The organism is Hyphomonas sp. J20-32 (genome assembly GCF_055808555.1).
In genome coordinates this window covers 417,351-437,602 of record NZ_CM147873.1, presented here as the reverse complement: position 1 = coordinate 437,602, position 20,252 = coordinate 417,351, and the positions used below count along the sequence as shown (strand labels likewise).

The following is a 20,252-nucleotide window of genomic DNA, read 5'->3' as shown; positions in this document are numbered from 1 at the left end:
ATCAGGCCAGCGTGGCTGAGCGCCTCAAGGCGAGCAGGGCCTGGTCCATGACGCCCTCGCTGGAGGCGCAGACGATTTGGCCACCGAGTTTGGGGGTATTGCCGCGCCAGTCGGTGGCGAGGCCGCCGGCGCCGCGAACCACCGGGATCAGGGCCGCGACATCCCAGGCTTTCAGCTCGGTTTCAGCCACGAGGTCAATCGTGCCAGCGGCAAGGCGTGCATAGCCATAGGCATCGAGGCCATACCGGCAGATCCGGGCCGTTGCGCGCAGGTGGGCCCACGCGCCCTGTTCGGCGGGGTTCAGGATGAAGGGGTCGGTTGTGGCAATCGTTGCCGCGCGCAGGTCCCGGCAACCCGACACGCTGATCGGGCTACGCGCGCCTGCTGCCTGCAATTCTGCGCCGCCGGGCCAGCCGACATAGCGCTCGCCAAGGACAGGCTGGTCGATGACGCCGATGATCGGCACATCGTCCGGGTCGACCAACGAAATCAGCGTTGTCCAGACAGGCAGGCCGGCAACAAAGGCGCGGGTGCCGTCGATCGGGTCGATCAGCCAGCGATAACCGCTGCTGGAGGGTGTTTCGGGATATTCCTCGCCTGTCACGCCATGATGCGGGCGTTCGGCTGCCAGAATGGTGCGGATCGCCCGTTCGGCCGCGCGGTCGCCCTCGGTGACAGGGTCGAAGTCAGGTCTCGCCGGGATGGCCGGTTTCGCGGTGGGGGTGGGACGGGTTTGAGGGGGTGGTGCAGACGGGTTTTCGGCCTTGTTGTCCACGTCTTTGAGGGCACGAAAATGCGGCCGGATGGCTGTCCAGGCCGCATCTGCGAGCCGCCCGGCGAGGGCAAGCTCATCTTCGAGGGAAATTCCGTCTGGCATCCGGCAGGGCTAGCCCTGCCTTGGGCCGGGCGTCAAGCGGCGCCGTGGCTCGATTGGTCGCCTTCGAGCGCCTTGGCCAGTTCCAGCAGGCGCTTTCGCGGACGCTCGCCGAGGCGGTAATAGGCGCGAACGAGTTCCAGCGTTTCTTTTTGCGAGAGGATATCGCCTTCCATATGCTCGGCGTCATTGGCCGCGTCGGGGGCATCGGCAGCAGGGATACCGTCGAAGAAGTACTGAACCGAGACGTTCAGCGCCCGCGACAGCTCATACAGACGCGATGACGTGATGCGGTTTGCGCCACATTCATATTTCTGGATTTGCTGGAACCGTACGCCGACCTGGCCAGCGAGGTCCTGCTGGGTCATGCCGAGCAGCCGGCGGCGGCGGCGAAGGCGTTTGCCCACGTGCAGATCTGTTTCGTCAGCCATTTCTTACTCCAAACTACGACGGGACGGTTTCCAGTCCCAAAACAGGAAATTCGAGCAAGTCCTACGCAATTGGTGTGCCGGAGAGGATTTCTGTGCCCAAAATGCGGGCAGTTGAGGTTAATTGCAGAAGTGCGACATTCCTGCGCTTGCCTATTTGTGCACCGCAGCATATTCCTGTCCTTGCACTTCGGTGCAGACGCCTCTGGCGTTTCCTCCCTTTGACTTTGGCCGCACCTACGGGTGCGGCCCTTTTTTTGGGAAAATGAGGTCAGGATTTGCTGACGAGCCGCGCGATATCGAGAATTTGCGCTGTCACATCTGAAATCATGGCTCTGATCTCAGCAAACCGATCCGAGCGAGTGATTGCGTGCTCATCCATGTACAGGCCGCGATTGATCTCGATCTGTAGGGCGTGGACATTGCGTTTGGGGCGCCCGTAACGACGAGTTGTGTAGCCGCCGGCATAGGGCGCGTTTCGGGCAACGCTGAGACCCTGGGCGCGAAAGGCGCGCTCCACCCGGCCGGTCAGGCGCGGATCGCAGCTCGAGCCGAACCTGTCGCCCAGCACAATATCGGCAAGATGGCGCCGCCCCGGCTGGACCGAGGGCATTGAATGGCAATCAATCAACAGGACCGCACCGTGCGCGTCGCGTAGGGCGCCCAGCTCGAGACCGAGCCGGTCATGATAGGCGTCATGCACCAGGCGGAGGCGTTCTTCGCCCTCGGCGCGCGTCAGCCGACGTGCATAGATTGCCTCGCCGCGCGCTGCGACACGGGGCAGGGCGCCGAGGCCGGCATCGACACGGGCCGTGGGCAGGCCGCTTACGCGCGGCAGGCCATCACTGAACATGGTGGCGTCGAGTTCGCGCGGATCCCGGTTGAGGTCTGCGACGGACCGGCCATAGCGGGCGGCCATCAGCGTGGCGCCGAAGGCCGGGGCATCGGCAAACAGTTCTTCGACAAAGGCATCTTCGGTGCGGCGCAGGTCAATCAGCGGTACGCAAAGGGCCGATTGCATGCTTTCCGGGTAAACATTGCCGGAATGTGGCGAGGCAAACAGCACCGGCGCTGCCGGGCCCGCAGGTCCGTCCAACGTGTAGGGCGTGTCATACGCCACAGTCGCTGCAGGTTCGGCCTCGGGAGATTTCGCCAGGGGAAGTATACCGCTCATTGGTCCCATGGTTTGGCAGTTCGCCCGAAGGTCAAGCTTTTTCGCGGGTGACCAAAAAAAGAGATGAGGAATTGCTTCTCCATTCACGCATGATTTACCCGATCAGTTGTTTATGTCTTAAATCAAACATTGGCATCCAAGGGGGCGAGCATGACCAAGATCCTTCTCGCAGAAGACGACGACTCAATGCGCACGTTCCTGGCTGCAGCCCTGCGCCGGGCCGGCCATGAGATTCAGGACTATGCGGACGGCGAAACAGCCCTGCATGCGCTTGAGCGTGAAGTGTTCGACCTTCTCCTGACCGACATTGTCATGCCGGGACTGGACGGGATCGAACTCGCCCGTCGCGGCGCAGAGCTCGACCCGGCGATGAAGATTGTTTTCATTACAGGTTTTGCTGCCGTGGCGCTGTCTTCGGGCGCGCCGACGCCAGCCGGGGCCAAGGTTCTGTCCAAGCCGTTCCACCTGCGCGAGATCGTGGATGAAGTCGACAAGGTCATGGCCGCCTAAACCATCTTGACGCGGCGGGCTGGATTGGCCATTACCGCCGCTTCCCGATGGATCGGGCGGTTAGCTCAGTGGTAGAGCACTACGTTGACATCGTAGGGGTCACAAGTTCGAACCTTGTACCGCCCACCATTTCAAGCCGCATGTGCCCACAGCGCACAAGTGGATCGAGAATCCCTATAAGGCCTGAAATGCCCGAAGAGCCAGCCGAGGGGCGGCAGGCCAACAGAAAAACACGTGTAGGGCCTCCGCGACGGCGTTCGGCAATGCTAGGCTTGGCGAATTGAAAGCCTCGAGACCGCCGCATGTCGCTGACCCTCTACGCCCATCCGTTTTCCTCCTACTGCCAGAAAGCCAAGACGGCGCTTTATGAAAAAGGCCTCGCATTCGAAGGCAAGCTGATCGATGGCAGCGAACCGGTCATGGGCGAGTTCCGGGCGCTGTGGCCGATCGGCAAGATGCCATTGCTTGTTCATGAAGGCCGAACCGTGTTCGAGGCGACGGCAATCATCGAATATCTCGACGCGCGTTTTCCGGAGACAGTGCGCCTGATTCCAGCGGATCCACTGCTGGCAGCCGAGGTGCGCATGTGGGACCGGTTCTTCGACAATTACATCGCCTATGCGCAATGGCGCCTCTTCGCGCCCGTCATCGGCCAGGAGCCCGATGATGGCGGCGAGAAATGGCGCGGCATGGCGGATACAGCTTTCGGCGTGCTCGACAAGCACATGGAAGGGCGTGAATGGGCCGCAGGCGAAGCGTTCAGCCTGGCTGACTGCGCCGCCGCCCCGCATCTTCTTTATATCGACTGGACTTACGGCATCCCGGATCGGTTCCGCAATGTCTGGGACTATCGCGAAAGATTGCTTGCCCGCCCGAGCTATGCGCGGGCGCTGGACGAAGCGCGACCGTATCGAGACGGTGTTCCCATGAATTTCCCGATAGGACGGGACTGATACCGCCTAGGCAAAATTCGCCGCAAAGAAGTCCAGCGTGCGTGACCATGCCAGAGTCGCAGCGGCTGCGTCGTAGCGTGGCGTCGTGTCATTGTGGAAACCGTGGTTCACACCCTCGTAGATGAAGGCTTCATAGTCCGCACCATTGGCTTTGAGGGCGGCCTCATAGGCTGGCCAGCCTGCATTCACGCGAGTGTCGAGCCCGGCGAGATGAATTTGCAGCGGCACTTTCAGTTTCGCCGCATCGTCCTCGGGTGGCCAACCGCCATAGAAGGGCACAGCGCCAGACAGCCACGGCTGGTTCACCGCCATCAAATTGGTCACGGCGCCGCCAAAGCAGAAGCCGACACAGGCGACCTTGCCATTACAGTCCGGATGATCACGCAGGGTCTCGGCCGCGGCCATGAAATCCTGCAGCATGGCCTCCCGGTCGCGCTGCGCCTGCAGGGCGCGGCCATCATCGTCGTTGCCCGGATAGCCGCCCAGCGGGTAGAGCGCATCAGGCGCCAGCGCGATAAAGCCTGCTAGCGCCGTGCGGCGGGCAACATCCTGGATATGCGGATTGAGGCCCCGGTTTTCGTGCACGACGACCACCCCGGGCCGTTTGGCGGGTCCTGTCTTCAACCGCACGAGATCGCCCGCCATGTCGCCTGCGCCATTGGGTGAGGCGTAGTTCAGGGTCTCGATCTCAAGGCGAGAATCATCTGGCGCTGTTTGCAGGCCGGCATCGTAGTCAGGCATGACACAGGCTGCGAGCATGGCGACGCTCATGCCGCCCACGGCGTACTTGCCGAGACCGGCGAAGAAATCACGCCGCGACATCGCGCCATGGCAATAGGCATCATAGAGGTCGAGCACGCCCTGGGGCAGGGGTTCAGAATTTGGGAGCTGGGTCATCGTGCGTCCTTCCGCAGTGTTCAGTCGGGAAAGATAGCGCGAAAGTCCCGAAAGCAAAGCCTGCTGACAATCAGCCTCAGGACCAGTGGATCAGGCTGGCGAGGCAGGGATCGTTTGCCTCGCAGGTCACCGCGATGGCCCGATCCTGGCATTTCCATCACGGACGGGGGGCTGTCGTTCGGACCCGGACCGTGCCCACAGACCAGCATTGGACGTGTTTTTCACCCTGAGCGTTTATGTTTGTCTCTTGTGGTTGCAGGGTCTGTGCTTTGAACTATTCTGACCCTGCTCCGGGAGCGCGCTATGTGTAATGTTCACTGTTATTTAAGCGCCGGCACGTACTTCGAAAAGGAGACGGAGGCGGCTAGTCGGATGTACTCAGAGTTCAGTGAACTGAAAGCTTACAAGTCTGCACTGGACGAATACGCCATTGTTGGTGTTACCGACCGTCAGGGCTGCATCATCGAGGTGAATGACCGCTTCTGCAAGACCAGCAAGTACAGCCGCGAGGAACTTGTCGGCCAGAAGCAGAGTATCGTGAATTCCGGCCATCACCCCAAGCAGTTTTTCCAGGACATGTGGAAGACCATTGCGGCAGGAAAAAACTGGAAGGGTGAAGTCAGGAACCGCGCCAAGGATGGCTCCTTCTATTGGGTGCTGACAACGATTGTCCCTCAATTGGATGATTCAGGTGGGATTGTCGGATATGTCTCCATACGATTCGACATTACCGAGAAAAAAGAGGCCGAAGCTGCTCTCCTGCTGGAAGCCGAGCGTCGTCGTGAGGCAGAAGCTCTTCTTCTTGATCTGATCGAGGCGATGCCTAGCGGCGTTGCAGCATTCGATTCCGATGACAGGCTTGTCCTCTGCAATTCGGTTTATCGGGAGTTCATTCCAACGGCGGACACCGAATCCGACGATCTGTTCACCTTCGAGGACATAATCCGGCGCGCCATTGAGACGGGCGTGTTCATGGTGCGCGAAGGCGTTAGTGCGCATGAGCAGGAGGCAGGGTTCAGGGAAACGTTGCGGCGGCACAAGGAATCCAAGAAGCCTTCAACCCACAAGCTTGCTGACGGGAGGTGGTTTCAGGCCCAGGGCCGAAAGGCTTCGACCGGACATATCGTGGAAGTCGTGACGGATATCAGTTCAGTCAAAGAAGCAGAAGCGAAGGTTCGTAAGCAAGTCAAAACAGATCCGTTGACGGGCATCTTCAATCGTATTGGTCTGGAAACATGTCTGAGGAATGCCATTTCGGATTACGAAAAGACAGGAGACAAATTTGGCCTGGCTTTTCTGGATGTCGACCATTTCAAGCAGGTGAATGACCGTTTCGGACATGACGCGGGCGATACTGTTCTCCGAGTCATCGCTGCGCGACTTCGCAAGCTGTCTCACATTCGAGCCGTTGCTAGAACTGGGGGTGACGAGTTTGCCATTCTCATCGATATGTCTGATCTGGAGAAAGTGATGCTTGCTGATCTTGCCGAGCAGGCGAGACAGTTCGTTTTTCGGCCCGTTTTATATCGGAGCAAGCCAATTGCCTTGTCCGGATCGGTCGGCGTCGCGACGTTTCCGGACGATAGCGGAGACAGCGAAATCCTGAAAGGGGCGGCAGATGCAGCCTTGCTAAATGCCAAGCGCAGCGGACGTGGACGCGTTCAGGTTGTCGATGACGCTATTCAAACTGCCGGCAAGCGTCGCATGCTGATTGAAACCAGTCTGAAGAGCGCTATCGCTCAGAGGCAAATCGAGGCAGCCTATCAGCCAATTGTCAGAGCAGGGGATTACTCGCTCAAGGGCATGGAGGTGCTCGCACGTTGGCAGCACCCCGAAATCGGATCGATTTCTCCAGCGGAATTTATCCCGATTGCCCAGGATTGTGGACTTTTAGCCGACTTGGACAAGATGATGCTTGAGCAGGCATGCGAGGATGCCAAGGATTGGCTTGGATCGGGAACCGTCGAGTGTCTTTCTCTCAATGCGTCACCAACAGAAATAATTTCACGTGGGTTCGCGACGGGGTTTCTCGCGACGCTGCATCGGCTGAATATCCCGCCAACGAAGATTTGCTTGGAGATACTCGAGTCTTCAATTGTTAAGGACTTCAGGGTCGCTCGCCGCAACCTGAACCGGCTCAGCGAAGCGGGCATGAGGATCGCGATCGATGATTTTGGTACCGGATTTTCCAACCTGCAGAATACGTTGGAGCTACCGGTAAATGGGCTGAAACTTGATCGATCAATGATTCAGAACCGCAAGCAGAGTGCGCTGCTTGCCAGAGTTGTCAGGGGCCTCGCTTCGATAAGCGATGAGTTCGGCATCTATACCGTGGCGGAAGGGATCGAGACCGAAAAAGACCTGGCATTTGCCGAAAGAGCCGGGTGCCAGCTCCTGCAGGGCTTCTTGTTCGGCAAACCAATGAATTTCAGGGATGCCGATGCGTATGTAAGACGAACAGCGCTTCGAAACAGGTTTAAATCTGGCACTGACTGGGTCGCTTAACCTTCTGAACCGGGCAGGCAATAAGAGTGCTATGTCTGATTCAAATCAGCTTGCGGACAGGATACGCGTCTACGATTTTGGGCCTGCTTCAGTCTCCCACCAGGGAAAGCCTTCCGGCATGTCGCGGGTTACTTTTCCGGGGAATGAAGGAGCGCGCTTCTCAAGGAAGGCACCGACGCCTTCCTTGACATCATTTGACGTACCTAGCGCGAGAGCAAAGGCGCCATCCTTTGCCAGCAGGTCGAACGGCGCGCTGTCCGGCCCATATCGCCAGAGCAGCTGGCGGGTCAGGGCGACCGACACGGGCGCGGTGTTGCGGGCAATCTCGTGAGCGAGTTTCAGGGCCGTGAGCAGCACGTCATCCGGCGCGACAACTTCGCTGACTAGGCCGCCTTCAAGCGCCTCTGCGGCGTCGAATACGCGCCCCGTCAGGCACCATTTCAGCGCCTGTGGCAGGCCTACGATCTGGGGTAGGAACCATGCGCTGCCCGCTTCAGGCGGCAAACCGCGCTGCGTGAACACGAAGCCGAACTTTGCGGTGGAGGCCGCGATCTTGATGTCGGTTGGCAGGGCCAGCGTAATCCCGACGCCGACGGCTGCGCCGTTGAAGGCGGCGATTGTCGGCTTCAGGGAATTGTACAGCGCGCCGACAAAACCCGCACCATCGCGGTTGCCGCCATTCGTGCTGCCGAAATTCTTGGCGCCGGCGCCGCCCTCCGACGTATCGAAACTTGCCGCACCAGCCGACATGTCTGCGCCGACACAGAAGTGGCGGCCCGCGCCGGTCAGGATGACCGCCCGGATGCTGTCGTCGGCATCGCATTGCCGGATCGCTGCCGCCAGCTCCTGGCCCATCTGGGCGGTATAGGCATTGTAATTGTCCGGACGGTCCAGCGTGATGATCGCCGCCGGGCCGTCCTGTTCGAACCTTATCTGCTCATAGTCCATTTTGAGTGCCGTCCCTCAGCGGGTCATGGCGGCAAGCCGGGAATCGATGATTTCGCGGGCGTCCGCGACAATCCGGTCAACAAGCTCCTTGACGGTCGGGATGTCGTCGATCAGGCCCTGCACCATGCCGGCCGACCAGATGCCGCCATCGGCGTCGCCTTCGGCCATGGCCTTGCGCCCGCGCGCGCCCGCAACAAGGTGGACGACATCCTCGAACTTGGCGCCGCCCTTGCGTTCGATCTCTACGACCTCATCGCTGACAGCATTCTTCATCACGCGGGCCGTGTTGTGCAGCGTGCGGAAGATGAGGTTTGTCATGCGTTCGTCATTCTCGACCATCTGGCGCTTGAAGCTCTCATGGATCGGCGCTTCCTTGGTAACGCAGAAACGCGTGCCCATATTGACGCCGTCCGCGCCGAGCGCGAGGGCCGCTGCCAGGCCGCGACCGTCGGCGAATCCGCCTGACGCCAGCATCGGGATTTTCACCTTGTTCGCGGCGGCCGGGATCAGGATCAGGCCGGGAATGTCATCCTCACCCGGGTGACCGGCACATTCGAACCCGTCAATGGAGATGGCATCGGCACCCATCCGCTCGGCCGAAAGGGCGTGACGCACAGCCGTGCACTTGTGGATCACCTTGATCCCGTGCTGCTTGAAGTGGTCGATATGCTCCTGCGGCTTGTAACCGGCGGTCTCGACAATCTTGATGCCGCCTTCGATGATGGCCTGGCGGTATTCGGCATAGGGCGGGGGCGTGATGGCCGGCAGAATGGTCAGGTTCACGCCGAATGGCTTGTCGGTCATGTCCTTGGTGCGCTGGATCTCCTTTGCCAGGTCTTCCGGCGTGGGCTGCGTCAGTGCCGTCAGGAAGCCGAGCGCGCCGGCTTCGGCGACCGGTGCGACCATTTCGGCATAGCCGACCCATTGCATGCCGCCCTGGACGATCGGGTGCTCGATGCCGAACATTTCAGTAAAGCGTGTCTTGATGTGCATTTGTCTTTCTCCCTTTCCGCCTCGGGCGGCTTGTTTTGAATCTCAGGTGTCCCAGTGATCGGTGAAGCGGATGGTCTGCTTGGCGAGGCCGTCGGTCACGATGTCCATGCCGCCGGACTTGATCATCCATTCAAGCCTGTGGTCACGGTACTGTCGTTTGAACAGGCCGGATTCCACCGCCGCGCTGACCATCTCCATTCCGGTGATGGATGCGCGCGATTCCTTGTCAGTTTGCTTCACGCTTTCGCGTTCATTCGCGCGCGTGAACCAGGCGGAAAGGCTTGACCCCGCCACCGGCGTGTAACCGAAGCCGTCCGCCGCATTGAGGTAGGGAATGACGCTCAAATCGGCCCGGCCGAACGCATCGCCGTTGAACCAGTCATTGTCGCCCAGTTCAGCTTCCAGCCATGTCATGAAACCGGCGATCTGCTTGCCGGCATTGGCTTCGATACGCTTGCGCAAGGCGTCATCCCCCCGCTTGAAGAAATGCAGCTCGCCGAGACCCCATGTGATCGCTTCGAAATGCGTGTCCATCACGTCCTCAATCTGGCGGGCGCGGGCGCGGGCTTCCGGTGCGTTGGGCATCAGGGTGGGTTCGGGCCATTTGTCGTCGATATAATCAAGGATGATCGTCGAATCGAAGACCGCTGTGTCGCCGTCTATCAGGGCAGGTACCTCACGGCGCGGGTTGGCGTCGGCAAACGCGTCCTTCGTGTGACCGGCGCCGATGCCTTCCGGCATGCGTACCTCAAAGACGATACCCTTCTCGCGCAGGGCAATCTTGACCTTCTGCGCATAGGGCGAGAGCGGATGTTCGTAGAGGACGAGTATGGCGGTGACGGCTCCGGGTTGTGATCAAAGGCCCAATTGGCCCTTGGCAAGGATGTTGCGCTGGATTTCGTTCGAACCGGCATAGATCGAGCCCGCCCGGTCATTGAGATACTTGGCAGCCACGGTCACGGCACTGTCTGGCCCAACCAGCGCGGCCGAATTCGACGGCGCATTGACCACTTCGCCGCCGGGGCTCGTATGGTGTGGCTGGAAGGGCTCGACATAGGTCCCGGCGATCTCGATCGCGAGTTCGGTGAGGCGCTGGCTGAGCTCGGTGCCCTTGATCTTCATCATCGAGGCCTTCAGGCCGGGCGTGCCGCCACCCGCCAGCTCTGACATCATCATCAGCTCGGCAGCTTCCAGCGCCGACGCATCCGCCTCGGCCTGCGTGAGTTTTGCTGACATGACCGCATCGGACAGGCCTGCTTCGGCCGCATTCCGGCGCAGCGCGCCGATACGTGCCTTCAGGCGCGGGCCATAGCTTGATCCACCGCGCTCGAACTCAAGCAGGTATTTGGCAACTGTCCAGCCCTCGTTGACCTTGCCGATGACGTTCGCCTTCGGCACGCGCACGTCATCGAAGAATATCGCGTTCTGGATGTGCTCGCCCGACAGCATGATGATCGGGTCGACGCGGACGCCGGGCGACGTCATGTCGATCAGCAGGAAGGTGATGCCCTGTTGCGGCTTGCCGCTGGCGTCCGTGCGCACGAGGCAGAAGCACATGTTCGCTTCATGTGCATGGGTGGTCCAGATCTTGGAGCCGTTGCAGATGAAATGGTCGCCATCTTCCTTCGCAGACATCGAAAGCTGTGCAAGGTCGGAGCCCGCATGCGGCTCGGAATAGCCCTGGCACCAGAAGTCCTCGCCCGACAGTATGCGCGGCAGGTAGTGGTCCTTCTGAGCCTTCGTGCCATGGCCGATCAGCGCCGGCCCGCACATGGCAATGCCCATGGGCGACAGGGGAGGGGCTCCGGCCCGCGCCATTTCCACGTCGAAGATGTAGCGCTGCGCCACGCTCCAGTCGCAGCCGCCATGTTCCATGGGCCAGGACGGTGCTGCCCAACCTTGCTTCACCAGAATTGCCTGCCAGGCCAGCGCGGTGTCCTTGTCACTGTATACGCTGGTCATGCGGGCGGCGTATCGCCGCAGGTCCGCAGTCAGCTCACGCGCAAGGAAATCGCGAACCTCGTCGCGGAAGGCTTCTTCTTCAGGCAAAAAATCCAGGTTCACTCTGCGGTTCCTCAGGGGATCAATGCGCCAGCGAAGCCGCCAGTCCCACTTGTTTCGTTTGAAGTATTCTTGCCTGTTTCTGCGGGCTCTTCCACAGGAATGTGGCCGGAAGGCCCAGCCGGACGCAAGCTTGACCCGCAGGACTTGCGGGCACCGGGATACGTTCCGCTGCGGCACCCATGAGGCGGACAACGCGCTCGCCGCGCGGGCTGAGATCGTATTCCGGGCCGAGTTCAAGCCGCGTGCGGACTTCAGGTGGCAGGATCGCGACGGCTGCGTGAACAATCGCGCTCTGCAGGCCCTTCGGAACGCCCTTTGCGGCCCGGCCTGATTTCATGATGTCGAGGAATTCGGTATTGATCGGATGCGGTTCGAAACGAGGCAGCAGCCTGTCCAGCATGGCCTGAAAGTCTGCCTCGCAGGTCAGCGGGTGCTGGACGCCATAGAGACGCGCGACCGCATCGCCTTCTTCGTAGAAGCGAGTCTTGTCGGCTTCAGATACCGGTTTGACGAAGCGGTCATAGGCGGTGAGGAAGCCATAGCTGGCCGTGGCGCTGACCCAGTCGAGCAGTTCCACGTCGAGCGCGCTATAGGCCTCGCCCGAGGGTGTTTCACCTTTCACGCGGGCATGCATGTTGGTAACGCCCTGAATCACGCGGCGCGCGGCGCCCTGTGGTCCGTAGACGCCCACCATGGCCGCGATGCCGGTTCTGCGGGACCGGCCGACAGGGTCTGTCTTGAAAGTCGAATGGTCCCAGACGCCTGACCGGATTCGTGCGTCGGCAAATTCCAGAAGGACGGCGGCGATGCCGCCAACGCCGAGCGCAATGGGGTTCTTGAAGACACGCCATGAGACCGAATCGGGGCCGGCAAAGGCGGGCTCCCCTTCGGGATGCAGGAAATCGATTTTCCAGCCGAGATAGGTTTTCATGCCGAGCATGGTAGGAGGTCCTTTCGGGGCCTGCACCTGTCCAAACTAACAGGGTGGGCGCGCACGGGCCAGCAGCGACGCAAGGGAAGGGCGCTCGCATATCCGGTTGGTGGCCGGGAAGTCAGCCGTTAAGCTGCCCTGTGGCGCGCAGCGGAGGACGAACGATGGCGGATCAGGTGAACGCAAGCCGGGCGGATGGTGTCGGTGCCCTGTCTGATCGCCTTTCGTCGCTGCATACGAACGGCGTCGGCCGGATTGTTGGCCTGACAGGCTCTGTCGCGGCGGGGAAGACGACGCTCGCGCGCCAGGTGTCGGAGTGCCTTGCCCCCGAATACGCGGTCGAAACCGTGTCGACCGATGGCTTCCTCTACCCGAACGCCGTGCTGCAGGAGCAGGGACTCGTGATGCGCAAGGGTTTCCCCGAAACCTATGATCGCGACGGTTTTGTCAACGCGCTCGTCAGCGTGCGCCAGGGCGAAGCAGCCTTCCCGGCCCACAGCCACGAGATATACGACATAGACCCGGCGCTGACGCGCATGATCCGCCTGCCGGACATACTGATCCTCGAAGGCCTCGGCTTCCAGGCGCCGACGCGCCCTGATCGGCCTGCGGGAGAGCCCGATGTGCTGGTCTATCTGGATGCGGAAGAGGAAGACCTTGAATTCTGGTATGTCGAACGCTTTGTCGGCTTTTGGCATGCGGCGCGGACGGATCCCAAATCCTTCTATGCCCAATGGCTGCACATGAGCGAGCCGGAACTCAGGATATTTGCAAAGACGGTGTGGGACGGGGTGAACCTGCCCAACCTGCGCGACCATATCCGCCCGCTGAAAGACCATGCCGACATTGTCGTCCGCAAGGACCGTGCCCATGCTGTCGAGGTCATCGCTGACCGGATATCCTGACCTCTCGCCTAGGACAGGACCGTCCCGGCGCAGACATTGATCGCCTGTCCGGTAATTCCCTTCGCCTTGTCCGAGGCCAGGAACACCGCCATGTCGGCAATCTCTTCAGTGTCGAGCAGGCGGCGCTGGATATTCTTCGAGGCGATATATTTTCGGGTGAAGCTCTCGCGCGTTTCGTCCAGCTTTTCCAGCATGCTGTCAGCAATGTCGTCGATCATCTGCGTCGCGACAGAACCCGGGCAAATGGCATTCGCCGTCACGCCGTCTTTCTTCAGCATGCCGAGTTCCAGCGCGAGCGCCTTGGTCAGTCCGATTACACCATGCTTTGAAGCCGCATAATCAGCATTGCGCGCGGCCGGCAGCTTGCCCGACGTCGACGAAATCATGATGACGCGCCCGCTATTGCGCTCCAGCATGCCGGGCAGGAAGGCCTTGATACAGTAGAAGCCGGCATTCAGGTTGACGTCGATCGTCCTGCGCCACTGTTCGGCACTGGTCTGCGTGATGAACTCGCGCGCACCCATAACGCCCGCGCTCGTCACCAGGAAGTCGGCGCGTCCGAATTCCGACTGGACGGTTTCAGCCATGGCCTCGACGGCGCTGACATCTGTCACGTCAATCGCGATACCGATGGCTTTGCCGCCCATGGCGCGGATTTCGTTTTCCACGGCGTTCGCCTCGCCGGCCATCAGCGATGCGACGACGACCGCCGCGCCTTCCTTCGCAAAGCTCAGCGAGATCGCCCGCCCGATACCCGTGCCACCGCCGGTGACGACGGCCACCTTGCCGCTGAATGAATTGCTCATATTGCCCGCCCTGTTGTTTTCTGTGTCGGTACAACACTGCAGCGCGCGTGCAAGGGCAGCCTACCAATGGGGCGGGGGTGAATCGTCGCCCGGTTCCGCGCTCATGGCCTGCGCCATGTTGGCGTACTGGTCGGTCAGCATGGCGACCTGCCGTGTCAGCCGGTCGATTTCCTTCCACTGGGCGATCACCGTCTTGTTCAGGTCTTCGATCACCTCGTCCTGATGGACGATGCGGGTTTCAAGCGTGTCGAGGCGGGCTCTGTCGGTCATGGCGGGTTCTTAGCGCGGCGATGGCCACGCCTGCAAACACATTGATCGTGGCATACACGCTGGACGCAGGCCCATCCTCCGCTCTAGACGGGGCGAATGACTGAATACCGTTTCTCCGTGGCCCCGATGATGGACTGGACAGACGCGCATTGCCGCGCCTTCCACCGCTGCCTGACAAAATCGGCCTTGCTCTATACTGAAATGGTGACCGCCGACGCGATCATCCACGGTGACCAGGAGCGGCTGTTGTGGGAAGCGCCCGGTCTAGCGCCAACGGCGCTCCAGCTTGGCGGATCAGACCCGGAAAAGCTTGCAAAGGCGACGAAAATCGGCGCGTCGTGGGGGTATGGGGAGATAAACCTCAATTGCGGCTGCCCCTCGGCCCGTGTTCAGTCGGGCGCGTTCGGCGCCTGCCTCATGGCCGAGCCTGACCTTGTGGCCGAGTGTGTCGCCGCCATGTGCGAAGCGACAGACGTCCCGGTCACGGTCAAATGCCGTATAGCCATCGACGACCTGCCGGCCCGCGAAACCCTCTTCACCTTCATCGACAAGGTTGCCGCCGCCGGCTGCACAAGTTTCACGGTTCACGCGCGAAAAGCCTGGCTGAAGGGCCTCAGTCCGAAGGAGAACCGGGAAGTCCCGCCGCTCGATTATGCCCTCGTGGCACAGCTCAAGGCTGAACGACCGCACCTCTCGATAACACTGAATGGCGGCATCACCACGATCGATGAATGCCGCGAGCACCTGAAGGTCTTCGACGGCGTCATGCTCGGCCGCGCTGCCTACCAGAACCCGTCCCTGTTGGGCCATGTCGATTCAGACCTGTTCGGTGCCGGCGCTCCCGTCTCGCCCCATGACGCCCTCGTCGCCTACCGGCCTTACATGGCCGCGCGGCTGGAGGCGGGCGCCGGCTTGCATGCCATGACCCGCCACATGCTCGGCCTGTTCAACGGCCAGCCCGGCGCCCGCGCCTGGCGCCGCACCCTGTCAGAACGGGCCCCGAAGCCTGGGGCAGGCCTTGAAGTGCTCGACGCTGCCGTCGAGGCAATAACTGGGCATGCGGTCACGGTCGATTGACTGCTAGAGAAAAGCGCATTTGTTCTTCCTTTGTTCGTTAACCTGTGTTAACGCTTTTCCCGCTGAAGGGGAAAGGCTGCATGGTTTGCCGCATCACCACATTCGCGTTTGAGGGGGTTGAGGCCCAGCCTGTCGATGTGCAGGTGCAGCTCGCCGGCGGGCAGCCGAATTTCTATATTGTCGGCCTTGGCGACAAGGCGGTGGCCGAAAGCCGGGAACGCGTGCGCGCCGCCTTTGCCGCGCTCGGCCTCGCGATGCCGCCCAAACGCGTGATCGTGAACCTCGCCCCGGCAGACCTGCCCAAGGAAGGCAGTCATTACGATCTTGCCATCGCGCTGGCTATCCTCGCGATCATGGGGGTCATCCCGCCCGACTTGCTCGAAGGCCATGCCGCTATCGGCGAACTTTCGCTCGACGGGCGCCTCGGCGAAACGCTCGGTGTTCTCCCGGCGGCCATGGCCGCTGAAGCGATGGACCTGAAACTGATTTGCCCAGCACCGTGTGGGGCAGAAGCGGCTTGGGCCGGCGGCAGCGTGCTCGCCGCACCCAGCCTTATTGCCCTCATCAATCACTTCTCTGGCCGAGCTGTGCTCGGTGCGCCGCCGCCCGGCGCCCTCGCCGAGCCTCCGCCAGGGCCAGACATGCGCGATGTCAAAGGCCAGGAAGGCGCCAAGCGTGTGCTCGAGATCGCTGCTGCAGGCGGGCACAATCTCCTTTTCTGCGGGCCTCCGGGCTCGGGAAAGTCCATGCTGGCCCAGCGCCTGCCCGGTCTGTTGCCGCCGCTCTCGGCGCGCGAACTTCTGGAAGTGTCGCAGATCCAGTCCATCGCAGGGCTGCTCGAGCGCGGCCGCTTGTCGCGCACACGACCCTTCCGCGCACCGCATCATTCAGCTTCGATGGCCGCCCTCGTCGGCGGCGGTATCAAGGCCAAGCCAGGCGAAGTGTCGCTCGCCCATCATGGCATCCTCTTCCTCGACGAGCTTCCGGAATTCCCCGCCCATGTGCTCGACAGCCTGCGCCAGCCGCTGGAAGCGGGAGAGGCCGTCGTTGCCCGCGCCAACCGGCACGTGCGTTATCCGGCGCGTTTCCAGCTCGTCGCTGCCATGAACCCCTGCCGCTGCGGCGGCGGTCCGGGCGCTGCGGCGTGCACGAAAGGGCCAAAATGCGCCCAGTCCTACCAGTCGCGCCTGTCTGGTCCGTTCCTCGACCGGATCGATCTCTATTATGACACGCCGCCCGTCACGGCGGTTGATCTCGCCTTGCCGCCCTCTGCTGAAGGCACGGCCGAGGTCAAGGCGCGCGTCCTGCGCGCCCGCGACGTGCAGACCGAACGCTTCGGTGACACCGGCAGCGACTCGCGCCGCCCGGTCAATGCGGACGCGCCCACCGGAGATATCGAGCGCCTCGCCGCCCCGGACGGACCCGGCGCGGCCTTGCTCGCCGATGCTGCCGTCAAACTCCAGCTTACGGCGCGCGGCTATCACCGCGTCCTCAAGGTCGCCCGGACGATTGCCGATCTCGATGGCGCAGGCAGCGTTCGCCGGCTCCATATTGCCGAAGCATTGACCTATCGCCGAAGGGCGCCTGGACAGGCCGAAGGCGTCCACGCCGGGGCGCTGGCCCGGTAAGGCATACCCGGTTCATTAAACGAATGCTAAAGCCTTGGGCCTAGGGTTTCCGGGACATGACAGACACGCCCAAATCCAGCCCGACGCCGCAGGATGCCTTCCTGGCAACAGCGAGCCATGAGATTCGCACGCCCCTGAACGGCATTCTCGGCACAGTATCCCTCCTGCTGGAAACCGATCTCGAGCCATCCCAGCGCGAATATGCCGAAACGATCCGCCTGAGCGGGGCACGCCTGCTCGACCTGCTCAACAATGTCCTCGACTATGCCCGGCTCGACGCTGCGGCCGTCGAACTTGAAACCGAGAGTTTCTGTCCGATCCGGCTTGGAAGGGAAGTGATCGAACTCCTCAGCCCGCGGGCCCATGCCAGCGCGCTCGACCTCGCGGTCCGGGCTTCGCAACTGCCGATGCCGACCTATTCTGGCGATGCGGGGCGCATTCGCCAGATCCTGTTCAACCTGGTCGGCAACGCGCTCAAATTCACAAGGAGCGGCGGTGTCCTGCTCGACATTTCCGCCCGCGATGACGGGCTTGAATTCCGCATCATCGATACCGGCCCGGGCATCGCGCCGGAAGATCTTGACCGTTTGTTCGACGCCTTCCACCAGACCGGGGCAGGGGATGCCTACAAGGATGGCGGTGTCGGACTGGGTCTTGCGATCGTGAAGCGCCTGACTGACCTGCTCGGCGGCACAATCAACGTCCTCAGCACTCCGGGCTGTGGCGCGGCGTTCTCGGTATTCCTGCCGCTTCACCGGTCCGGGCAGGAGACAAGCCATGATGAAACGGTCCTGGGCGGAAGGGTCGGCCTGATTGGCCTGCCGCCTGTCACCTGCCTGTCGATTGCCTCGGCGCTGGTAGACGTGGAGGCCACGCCCATCCTGATCGACCCGTCGCGGGGCCGCCTGCCAAAAGGCGTGGATGTCCTGCTGATTGGCGCTGACCTGCCGGAAGCGACCGTGAAGGCCTATGCAAAGCTTGCCCCGGCCCTTGTTGTTGTGCGCCCCGAGGATCGGGGGGCGCTGCCACGTTTCCGGTCGCTCGGATGTGTTGGCTGGCTCGTGCGGCCGCTGCGAACATCGTCGCTTGCCGAACGGATTTTCCTCGTGCGCGCCGGTGGAGAAGCGGTCGACGAGCCAGAGGCGGCAACCGGTGCGGGCCACGTGCTGATCGCAGACGACAATCCGGTCAATGCGCTGATTGCGCGCCGCGCCTTGGAATCGGCCGGATTTACCGTCACAGTCGCATCTACTGGCAGCGAAGCACTGGAGGCCGCAGGCGATATGAATCCCGCTCTCATCCTGATGGATCTGCGCATGCCGGTCATGGACGGTTTCGAAGCCATGCGCCGCTTGCGGGCAAGGGGCTCCAGCGTGCCGATCATTGCCGTTTCGGCAGAGATCAATCCTGATATCGAGCGCCGCGCCATTGCCGCAGGCGCTGACGGTGTCGCGGCCAAACCGCTGGATGCCGAGGCGCTCCGCAGCCTTGCTATCCGCTGGACAGCCCAGAGGGCTGCGTCTGCAGGCGTCGCATGAGCGAGGCGGCAACCCCTCCTCAACCGTTGAAGACTCCGCCGCGCGCGCTCCGCGCCCTCAGGGCCCTGCAGGATCGGCGCATGGCGGCGATGGCATTGTTTGCGTTTGCGGCCGGCCTTCCCATGGGAGTCACGCTCGGCCTGCTCAATGCCTGGCTCACCAAACTCGGCATAACACCTTCAACCATCGGTACGCTGTCGCTGCTGACGCTCGGTTATTCGTTCAAGTATCTCTGGGCGCCTGTGTTCCAGACGGCCCGACCCGCTCCGCTTACGGGATTTCTCGGCGGACGACGGTCATGGCTGCTCCTGTTCCAGGCTATCATGGTCGCGCTGATTGCCATCTTCGCCTTCACCAACCCGGCCGAGAATATCGGGCTTGTCGCCCTGATCGCCCTCGTCATCGCGCTCGTCTCACCCACGCATGACATCGTCCTTGATGCCTGGCGCATCGAGGTGGCCCGCTCCGACGAAGACAAGGACCTGATGTCCGCGCTCTACCAGTTCGGTTACAAATCAGCGGGATTCATCTCGGGCTTCATCGCGTTGCTCGTCGCGGCGCGGGCTGGCTGGACAGCGACATTTCTCATGGTCGCCTTCGTGCTGGCCCTGTCGATGATCGGCAGCATAATCGCGCCGGAGCCGGCAAGCTCGAAGACGCCCAATGCCGACCGCCTGTCCTTCTTGCCGAGCCTGCCGCGCCGCATTTCAACGCCGGCCGTCACGGTCGTCGCCATCGGTTGGCTCATCGGGTTTGCGATGATCCTCGTCTTCGTGATGCAGTCGCTGTTCTCTGCAACCCCACCTTCGGGCGGCACATTCGTGCGTACTGAAGGCCCGTGGATTGTCGGCCTGACCGTGCTGGTTCCCGCCATCGTGTCGGCGATACTTGTCTTTCGGTTCGGAGCAGAAGCGGCCGAAACGCCAGCGCGGATTGCAAACCAGACCCGCACCGAATCGGTTCTTCGGAGCCTGTTCCGGGCGATTTTCGACCCCCTGATGGAATTGATTTCACGGCTCAAATGGGGAGCTGTCCTGGTTCTCTTGCTGGCCCTGACCTACCGCTTCACGGATGCGGTCTGGGGCGCGTTTGCCTATCCCTTCTATCTCGGCGACCAGTTCGGTGCGCTCGGCCATTCGCTGGATGATGTCGCCATCGCCTCCAAATTCTTCGGCGTTGTTGCCACCATACTCGGCTCGCTGCTTGGCGCGATCCTGATTGCCATACTTGGCCGCATGCCGGTTTTCTTTGTCGGCGGCATCGTCGCGGCTGCAACCAACCTGCTCTACGCAGACCTTGCGGCAGGTGCGACTGTCCTCGACGGGTTTCTCGAAATCTCGCATCTCGGTCCACCGCTCAGCGCGCTGGCCGACTGGGCGGCCAAGCTTTCGCCCGATGTCGTGGCCGCTGACCAGGGTCAGCGTATGGCGCGCCTGATGGTCACGATCTTTGCCGAGAATATCGCCGGTGGCTTCGCGCTCGTCGCGATCACGGCCTATCTCACGTCTGTCGTGAACCCGCGCTTTGCTGCTGTGCAGTATGCGCTGCTGGCTTCGCTCACCATGCTGATCGGTACGCTCGGGCGGCCATGGCTCGGCGAGATCATCGAGAGCCAGGGCTATTATACCGTGTTCATGATCACGTTCTGGCTCGGCGGTGTTGCCGTCATCCTGTCGGTTCTCGAATGGGTGCGCCAGGCCCGCGACACGAGCGGGTCAACGAGCCTGGTTCTGGCGCAGGACGATTAAGCG

The 20,252-nt window shown here is 61.8% G+C and carries 19 protein-coding genes and 1 tRNA gene; 9 read left to right on the top strand and 11 right to left on the bottom strand.

Annotated elements, in window-relative coordinates; translation table 11 throughout:
- Position 1: 1 nt before the first annotated feature.
- The 3 genes from AC0L7I_RS02070 to AC0L7I_RS02060 form a co-directional block, all read right to left on the bottom strand.
- Entirely contained in the window at positions 2-877 is an 876-nt protein-coding gene (locus tag AC0L7I_RS02070) for an inositol monophosphatase family protein (RefSeq protein ID WP_473397879.1), read from the bottom strand.
- Between the two features lie 32 nt (positions 878-909).
- The gene (locus AC0L7I_RS02065; RefSeq protein ID WP_473397878.1) at positions 910-1,305 is read right to left on the bottom strand and encodes a helix-turn-helix domain-containing protein; all 396 of its coding nucleotides are present in this window, start codon (positions 1,303-1,305) and stop codon (positions 910-912) included.
- Positions 1,306-1,573: 268 nt separating this feature from the next.
- On the bottom strand, positions 1,574-2,476 hold the full coding sequence (locus AC0L7I_RS02060) for an N-formylglutamate amidohydrolase (RefSeq protein ID WP_473397877.1): 903 nt from the start codon (positions 2,474-2,476) through the stop codon (positions 1,574-1,576).
- Positions 2,477-2,626: 150 nt separating this feature from the next.
- Between AC0L7I_RS02060 and cpdR the strand changes: the two genes are divergently transcribed.
- The 3 genes from cpdR to AC0L7I_RS02045 all read left to right on the top strand — a co-directional run bounded on the left by cpdR (position 2,627) and on the right by AC0L7I_RS02045 (position 3,939).
- Complete coding sequence (cpdR, locus tag AC0L7I_RS02055) at positions 2,627-2,986, top strand: cell cycle two-component system response regulator CpdR (protein ID WP_035617936.1); 360 nt, start codon at positions 2,627-2,629, stop codon at positions 2,984-2,986.
- Positions 2,987-3,040: 54 nt separating this feature from the next.
- Positions 3,041-3,115, top strand: a tRNA-Val gene (locus AC0L7I_RS02050).
- A 173-nt stretch (positions 3,116-3,288) separates the two neighbouring features.
- Complete coding sequence (locus tag AC0L7I_RS02045; RefSeq protein ID WP_473397876.1) at positions 3,289-3,939, top strand: glutathione S-transferase family protein; 651 nt, start codon at positions 3,289-3,291, stop codon at positions 3,937-3,939.
- A 6-nt stretch (positions 3,940-3,945) separates the two neighbouring features.
- Here AC0L7I_RS02045 and AC0L7I_RS02040 read toward each other — a convergent pair whose 3' ends face one another.
- Positions 3,946-4,836: a dienelactone hydrolase family protein gene (locus AC0L7I_RS02040; protein WP_473397875.1), complete on the bottom strand. Its 891-nt coding sequence runs from the start codon at positions 4,834-4,836 to the stop codon at positions 3,946-3,948.
- A gap of 372 nt (positions 4,837-5,208) precedes the next feature.
- Between AC0L7I_RS02040 and AC0L7I_RS02035 the strand changes: the two genes are divergently transcribed.
- Positions 5,209-7,341 carry a sensor domain-containing protein gene (locus AC0L7I_RS02035; protein ID WP_473397874.1) on the top strand — a complete coding sequence of 711 codons (2,133 nt, stop codon included), beginning with the start codon at positions 5,209-5,211 and terminating at the stop codon, positions 7,339-7,341.
- Between the two features lie 69 nt (positions 7,342-7,410).
- Here the strand turns inward: AC0L7I_RS02035 and AC0L7I_RS02030 are convergent, their stop codons facing one another.
- Genes AC0L7I_RS02030 through AC0L7I_RS02010 form a run of 5 tightly spaced genes read right to left on the bottom strand, consistent with a single transcriptional unit; the run spans position 7,411 to position 12,286 of the window.
- On the bottom strand, positions 7,411-8,289 hold the full coding sequence (locus tag AC0L7I_RS02030) for an enoyl-CoA hydratase-related protein (RefSeq protein WP_473397873.1): 879 nt from the start codon (positions 8,287-8,289) through the stop codon (positions 7,411-7,413).
- A gap of 15 nt (positions 8,290-8,304) precedes the next feature.
- Positions 8,305-9,282 carry an NAD(P)H-dependent flavin oxidoreductase gene (locus AC0L7I_RS02025; protein ID WP_473397872.1) on the bottom strand — a complete coding sequence of 326 codons (978 nt, stop codon included), beginning with the start codon at positions 9,280-9,282 and terminating at the stop codon, positions 8,305-8,307.
- Positions 9,283-9,324: 42 nt separating this feature from the next.
- Positions 9,325-10,113, bottom strand: a complete 789-nt coding sequence (locus AC0L7I_RS02020) for a glutathione S-transferase family protein (RefSeq protein WP_473399104.1) — start codon at positions 10,111-10,113, stop codon at positions 9,325-9,327.
- A gap of 24 nt (positions 10,114-10,137) precedes the next feature.
- Positions 10,138-11,346 (bottom strand): acyl-CoA dehydrogenase family protein, encoded by a 1,209-nt coding sequence (locus tag AC0L7I_RS02015; protein ID WP_473397871.1) that lies wholly within the window; start codon positions 11,344-11,346, stop codon positions 10,138-10,140.
- A gap of 19 nt (positions 11,347-11,365) precedes the next feature.
- The gene (locus tag AC0L7I_RS02010; RefSeq protein WP_473397870.1) at positions 11,366-12,286 is read right to left on the bottom strand and encodes an oxygenase MpaB family protein; all 921 of its coding nucleotides are present in this window, start codon (positions 12,284-12,286) and stop codon (positions 11,366-11,368) included.
- Between the two features lie 155 nt (positions 12,287-12,441).
- On the opposite strand from AC0L7I_RS02010, the gene AC0L7I_RS02005 reads away from it, so the two are divergent.
- Complete coding sequence (locus AC0L7I_RS02005) at positions 12,442-13,182, top strand: type I pantothenate kinase (RefSeq protein WP_473397869.1); 741 nt, start codon at positions 12,442-12,444, stop codon at positions 13,180-13,182.
- 8 nt (positions 13,183-13,190) lie between these two features.
- Here the strand turns inward: AC0L7I_RS02005 and AC0L7I_RS02000 are convergent, their stop codons facing one another.
- Positions 13,191-13,988 carry an SDR family NAD(P)-dependent oxidoreductase gene (locus AC0L7I_RS02000; protein WP_473397868.1) on the bottom strand — a complete coding sequence of 266 codons (798 nt, stop codon included), beginning with the start codon at positions 13,986-13,988 and terminating at the stop codon, positions 13,191-13,193.
- Positions 13,989-14,048: 60 nt separating this feature from the next.
- Positions 14,049-14,258: a SlyX family protein gene (locus AC0L7I_RS01995; protein WP_473397867.1), complete on the bottom strand. Its 210-nt coding sequence runs from the start codon at positions 14,256-14,258 to the stop codon at positions 14,049-14,051.
- 96 nt (positions 14,259-14,354) lie between these two features.
- Between AC0L7I_RS01995 and dusA the strand changes: the two genes are divergently transcribed.
- The 4 genes from dusA to AC0L7I_RS01975 all read left to right on the top strand — a co-directional run bounded on the left by dusA (position 14,355) and on the right by AC0L7I_RS01975 (position 20,249).
- Positions 14,355-15,335, top strand: a complete 981-nt coding sequence (dusA, locus tag AC0L7I_RS01990) for a tRNA dihydrouridine(20/20a) synthase DusA (protein ID WP_473397866.1) — start codon at positions 14,355-14,357, stop codon at positions 15,333-15,335.
- 80 nt (positions 15,336-15,415) lie between these two features.
- A complete protein-coding gene (locus AC0L7I_RS01985) occupies positions 15,416-16,963 on the top strand; it encodes a YifB family Mg chelatase-like AAA ATPase (RefSeq protein WP_473397865.1) in 1,548 nt (515 codons plus the stop codon).
- Between the two features lie 56 nt (positions 16,964-17,019).
- On the top strand, positions 17,020-18,501 hold the full coding sequence (locus AC0L7I_RS01980; RefSeq protein WP_473397864.1) for an ATP-binding protein: 1,482 nt from the start codon (positions 17,020-17,022) through the stop codon (positions 18,499-18,501).
- Between the two features lie 80 nt (positions 18,502-18,581).
- On the top strand, positions 18,582-20,249 hold the full coding sequence (locus AC0L7I_RS01975) for an MFS transporter (RefSeq protein WP_473397863.1): 1,668 nt from the start codon (positions 18,582-18,584) through the stop codon (positions 20,247-20,249).
- Positions 20,250-20,252: the final 3 nt, after the last annotated feature.

Excerpts from the sequence above, each read along its gene's own strand:
- AC0L7I_RS02005 (WP_473397869.1), top strand. The coding sequence starts at position 12,442 with ATGGCGGATCAGGTGAACGCAAGCCGGGCGGATGGTGTCGGTGCCCTG.
- cpdR (WP_035617936.1), top strand. The coding sequence starts at position 2,627 with ATGACCAAGATCCTTCTCGCAGAAGACGACGACTCAATGCGCACGTTC.
- AC0L7I_RS01985 (WP_473397865.1), top strand. The coding sequence starts at position 15,416 with ATGGTTTGCCGCATCACCACATTCGCGTTTGAGGGGGTTGAGGCCCAG.
- AC0L7I_RS02065 (WP_473397878.1), bottom strand. The coding sequence starts at position 1,305 with ATGGCTGACGAAACAGATCTGCACGTGGGCAAACGCCTTCGCCGCCGC.
- AC0L7I_RS02060 (WP_473397877.1), bottom strand. The coding sequence starts at position 2,476 with ATGAGCGGTATACTTCCCCTGGCGAAATCTCCCGAGGCCGAACCTGCA.
- AC0L7I_RS02000 (WP_473397868.1), bottom strand. The coding sequence starts at position 13,988 with ATGAGCAATTCATTCAGCGGCAAGGTGGCCGTCGTCACCGGCGGTGGC.
- AC0L7I_RS02070 (WP_473397879.1), bottom strand. The coding sequence starts at position 877 with ATGCCAGACGGAATTTCCCTCGAAGATGAGCTTGCCCTCGCCGGGCGG.
- AC0L7I_RS02040 (WP_473397875.1), bottom strand. The coding sequence starts at position 4,836 with ATGACCCAGCTCCCAAATTCTGAACCCCTGCCCCAGGGCGTGCTCGAC.
- AC0L7I_RS02025 (WP_473397872.1), bottom strand. The coding sequence starts at position 9,282 with ATGCACATCAAGACACGCTTTACTGAAATGTTCGGCATCGAGCACCCG.
- AC0L7I_RS01995 (WP_473397867.1), bottom strand. The coding sequence starts at position 14,258 with ATGACCGACAGAGCCCGCCTCGACACGCTTGAAACCCGCATCGTCCAT.
- AC0L7I_RS01975 (WP_473397863.1), top strand. The coding sequence starts at position 18,582 with ATGGCGGCGATGGCATTGTTTGCGTTTGCGGCCGGCCTTCCCATGGGA.
- dusA (WP_473397866.1), top strand. The coding sequence starts at position 14,355 with ATGACTGAATACCGTTTCTCCGTGGCCCCGATGATGGACTGGACAGAC.
- AC0L7I_RS01980 (WP_473397864.1), top strand. The coding sequence starts at position 17,020 with ATGACAGACACGCCCAAATCCAGCCCGACGCCGCAGGATGCCTTCCTG.
- AC0L7I_RS02035 (WP_473397874.1), top strand. The coding sequence starts at position 5,209 with ATGTACTCAGAGTTCAGTGAACTGAAAGCTTACAAGTCTGCACTGGAC.
- AC0L7I_RS02010 (WP_473397870.1), bottom strand. The coding sequence starts at position 12,286 with ATGCTCGGCATGAAAACCTATCTCGGCTGGAAAATCGATTTCCTGCAT.
- AC0L7I_RS02045 (WP_473397876.1), top strand. The coding sequence starts at position 3,289 with ATGTCGCTGACCCTCTACGCCCATCCGTTTTCCTCCTACTGCCAGAAA.
- AC0L7I_RS02030 (WP_473397873.1), bottom strand. The coding sequence starts at position 8,289 with ATGGACTATGAGCAGATAAGGTTCGAACAGGACGGCCCGGCGGCGATC.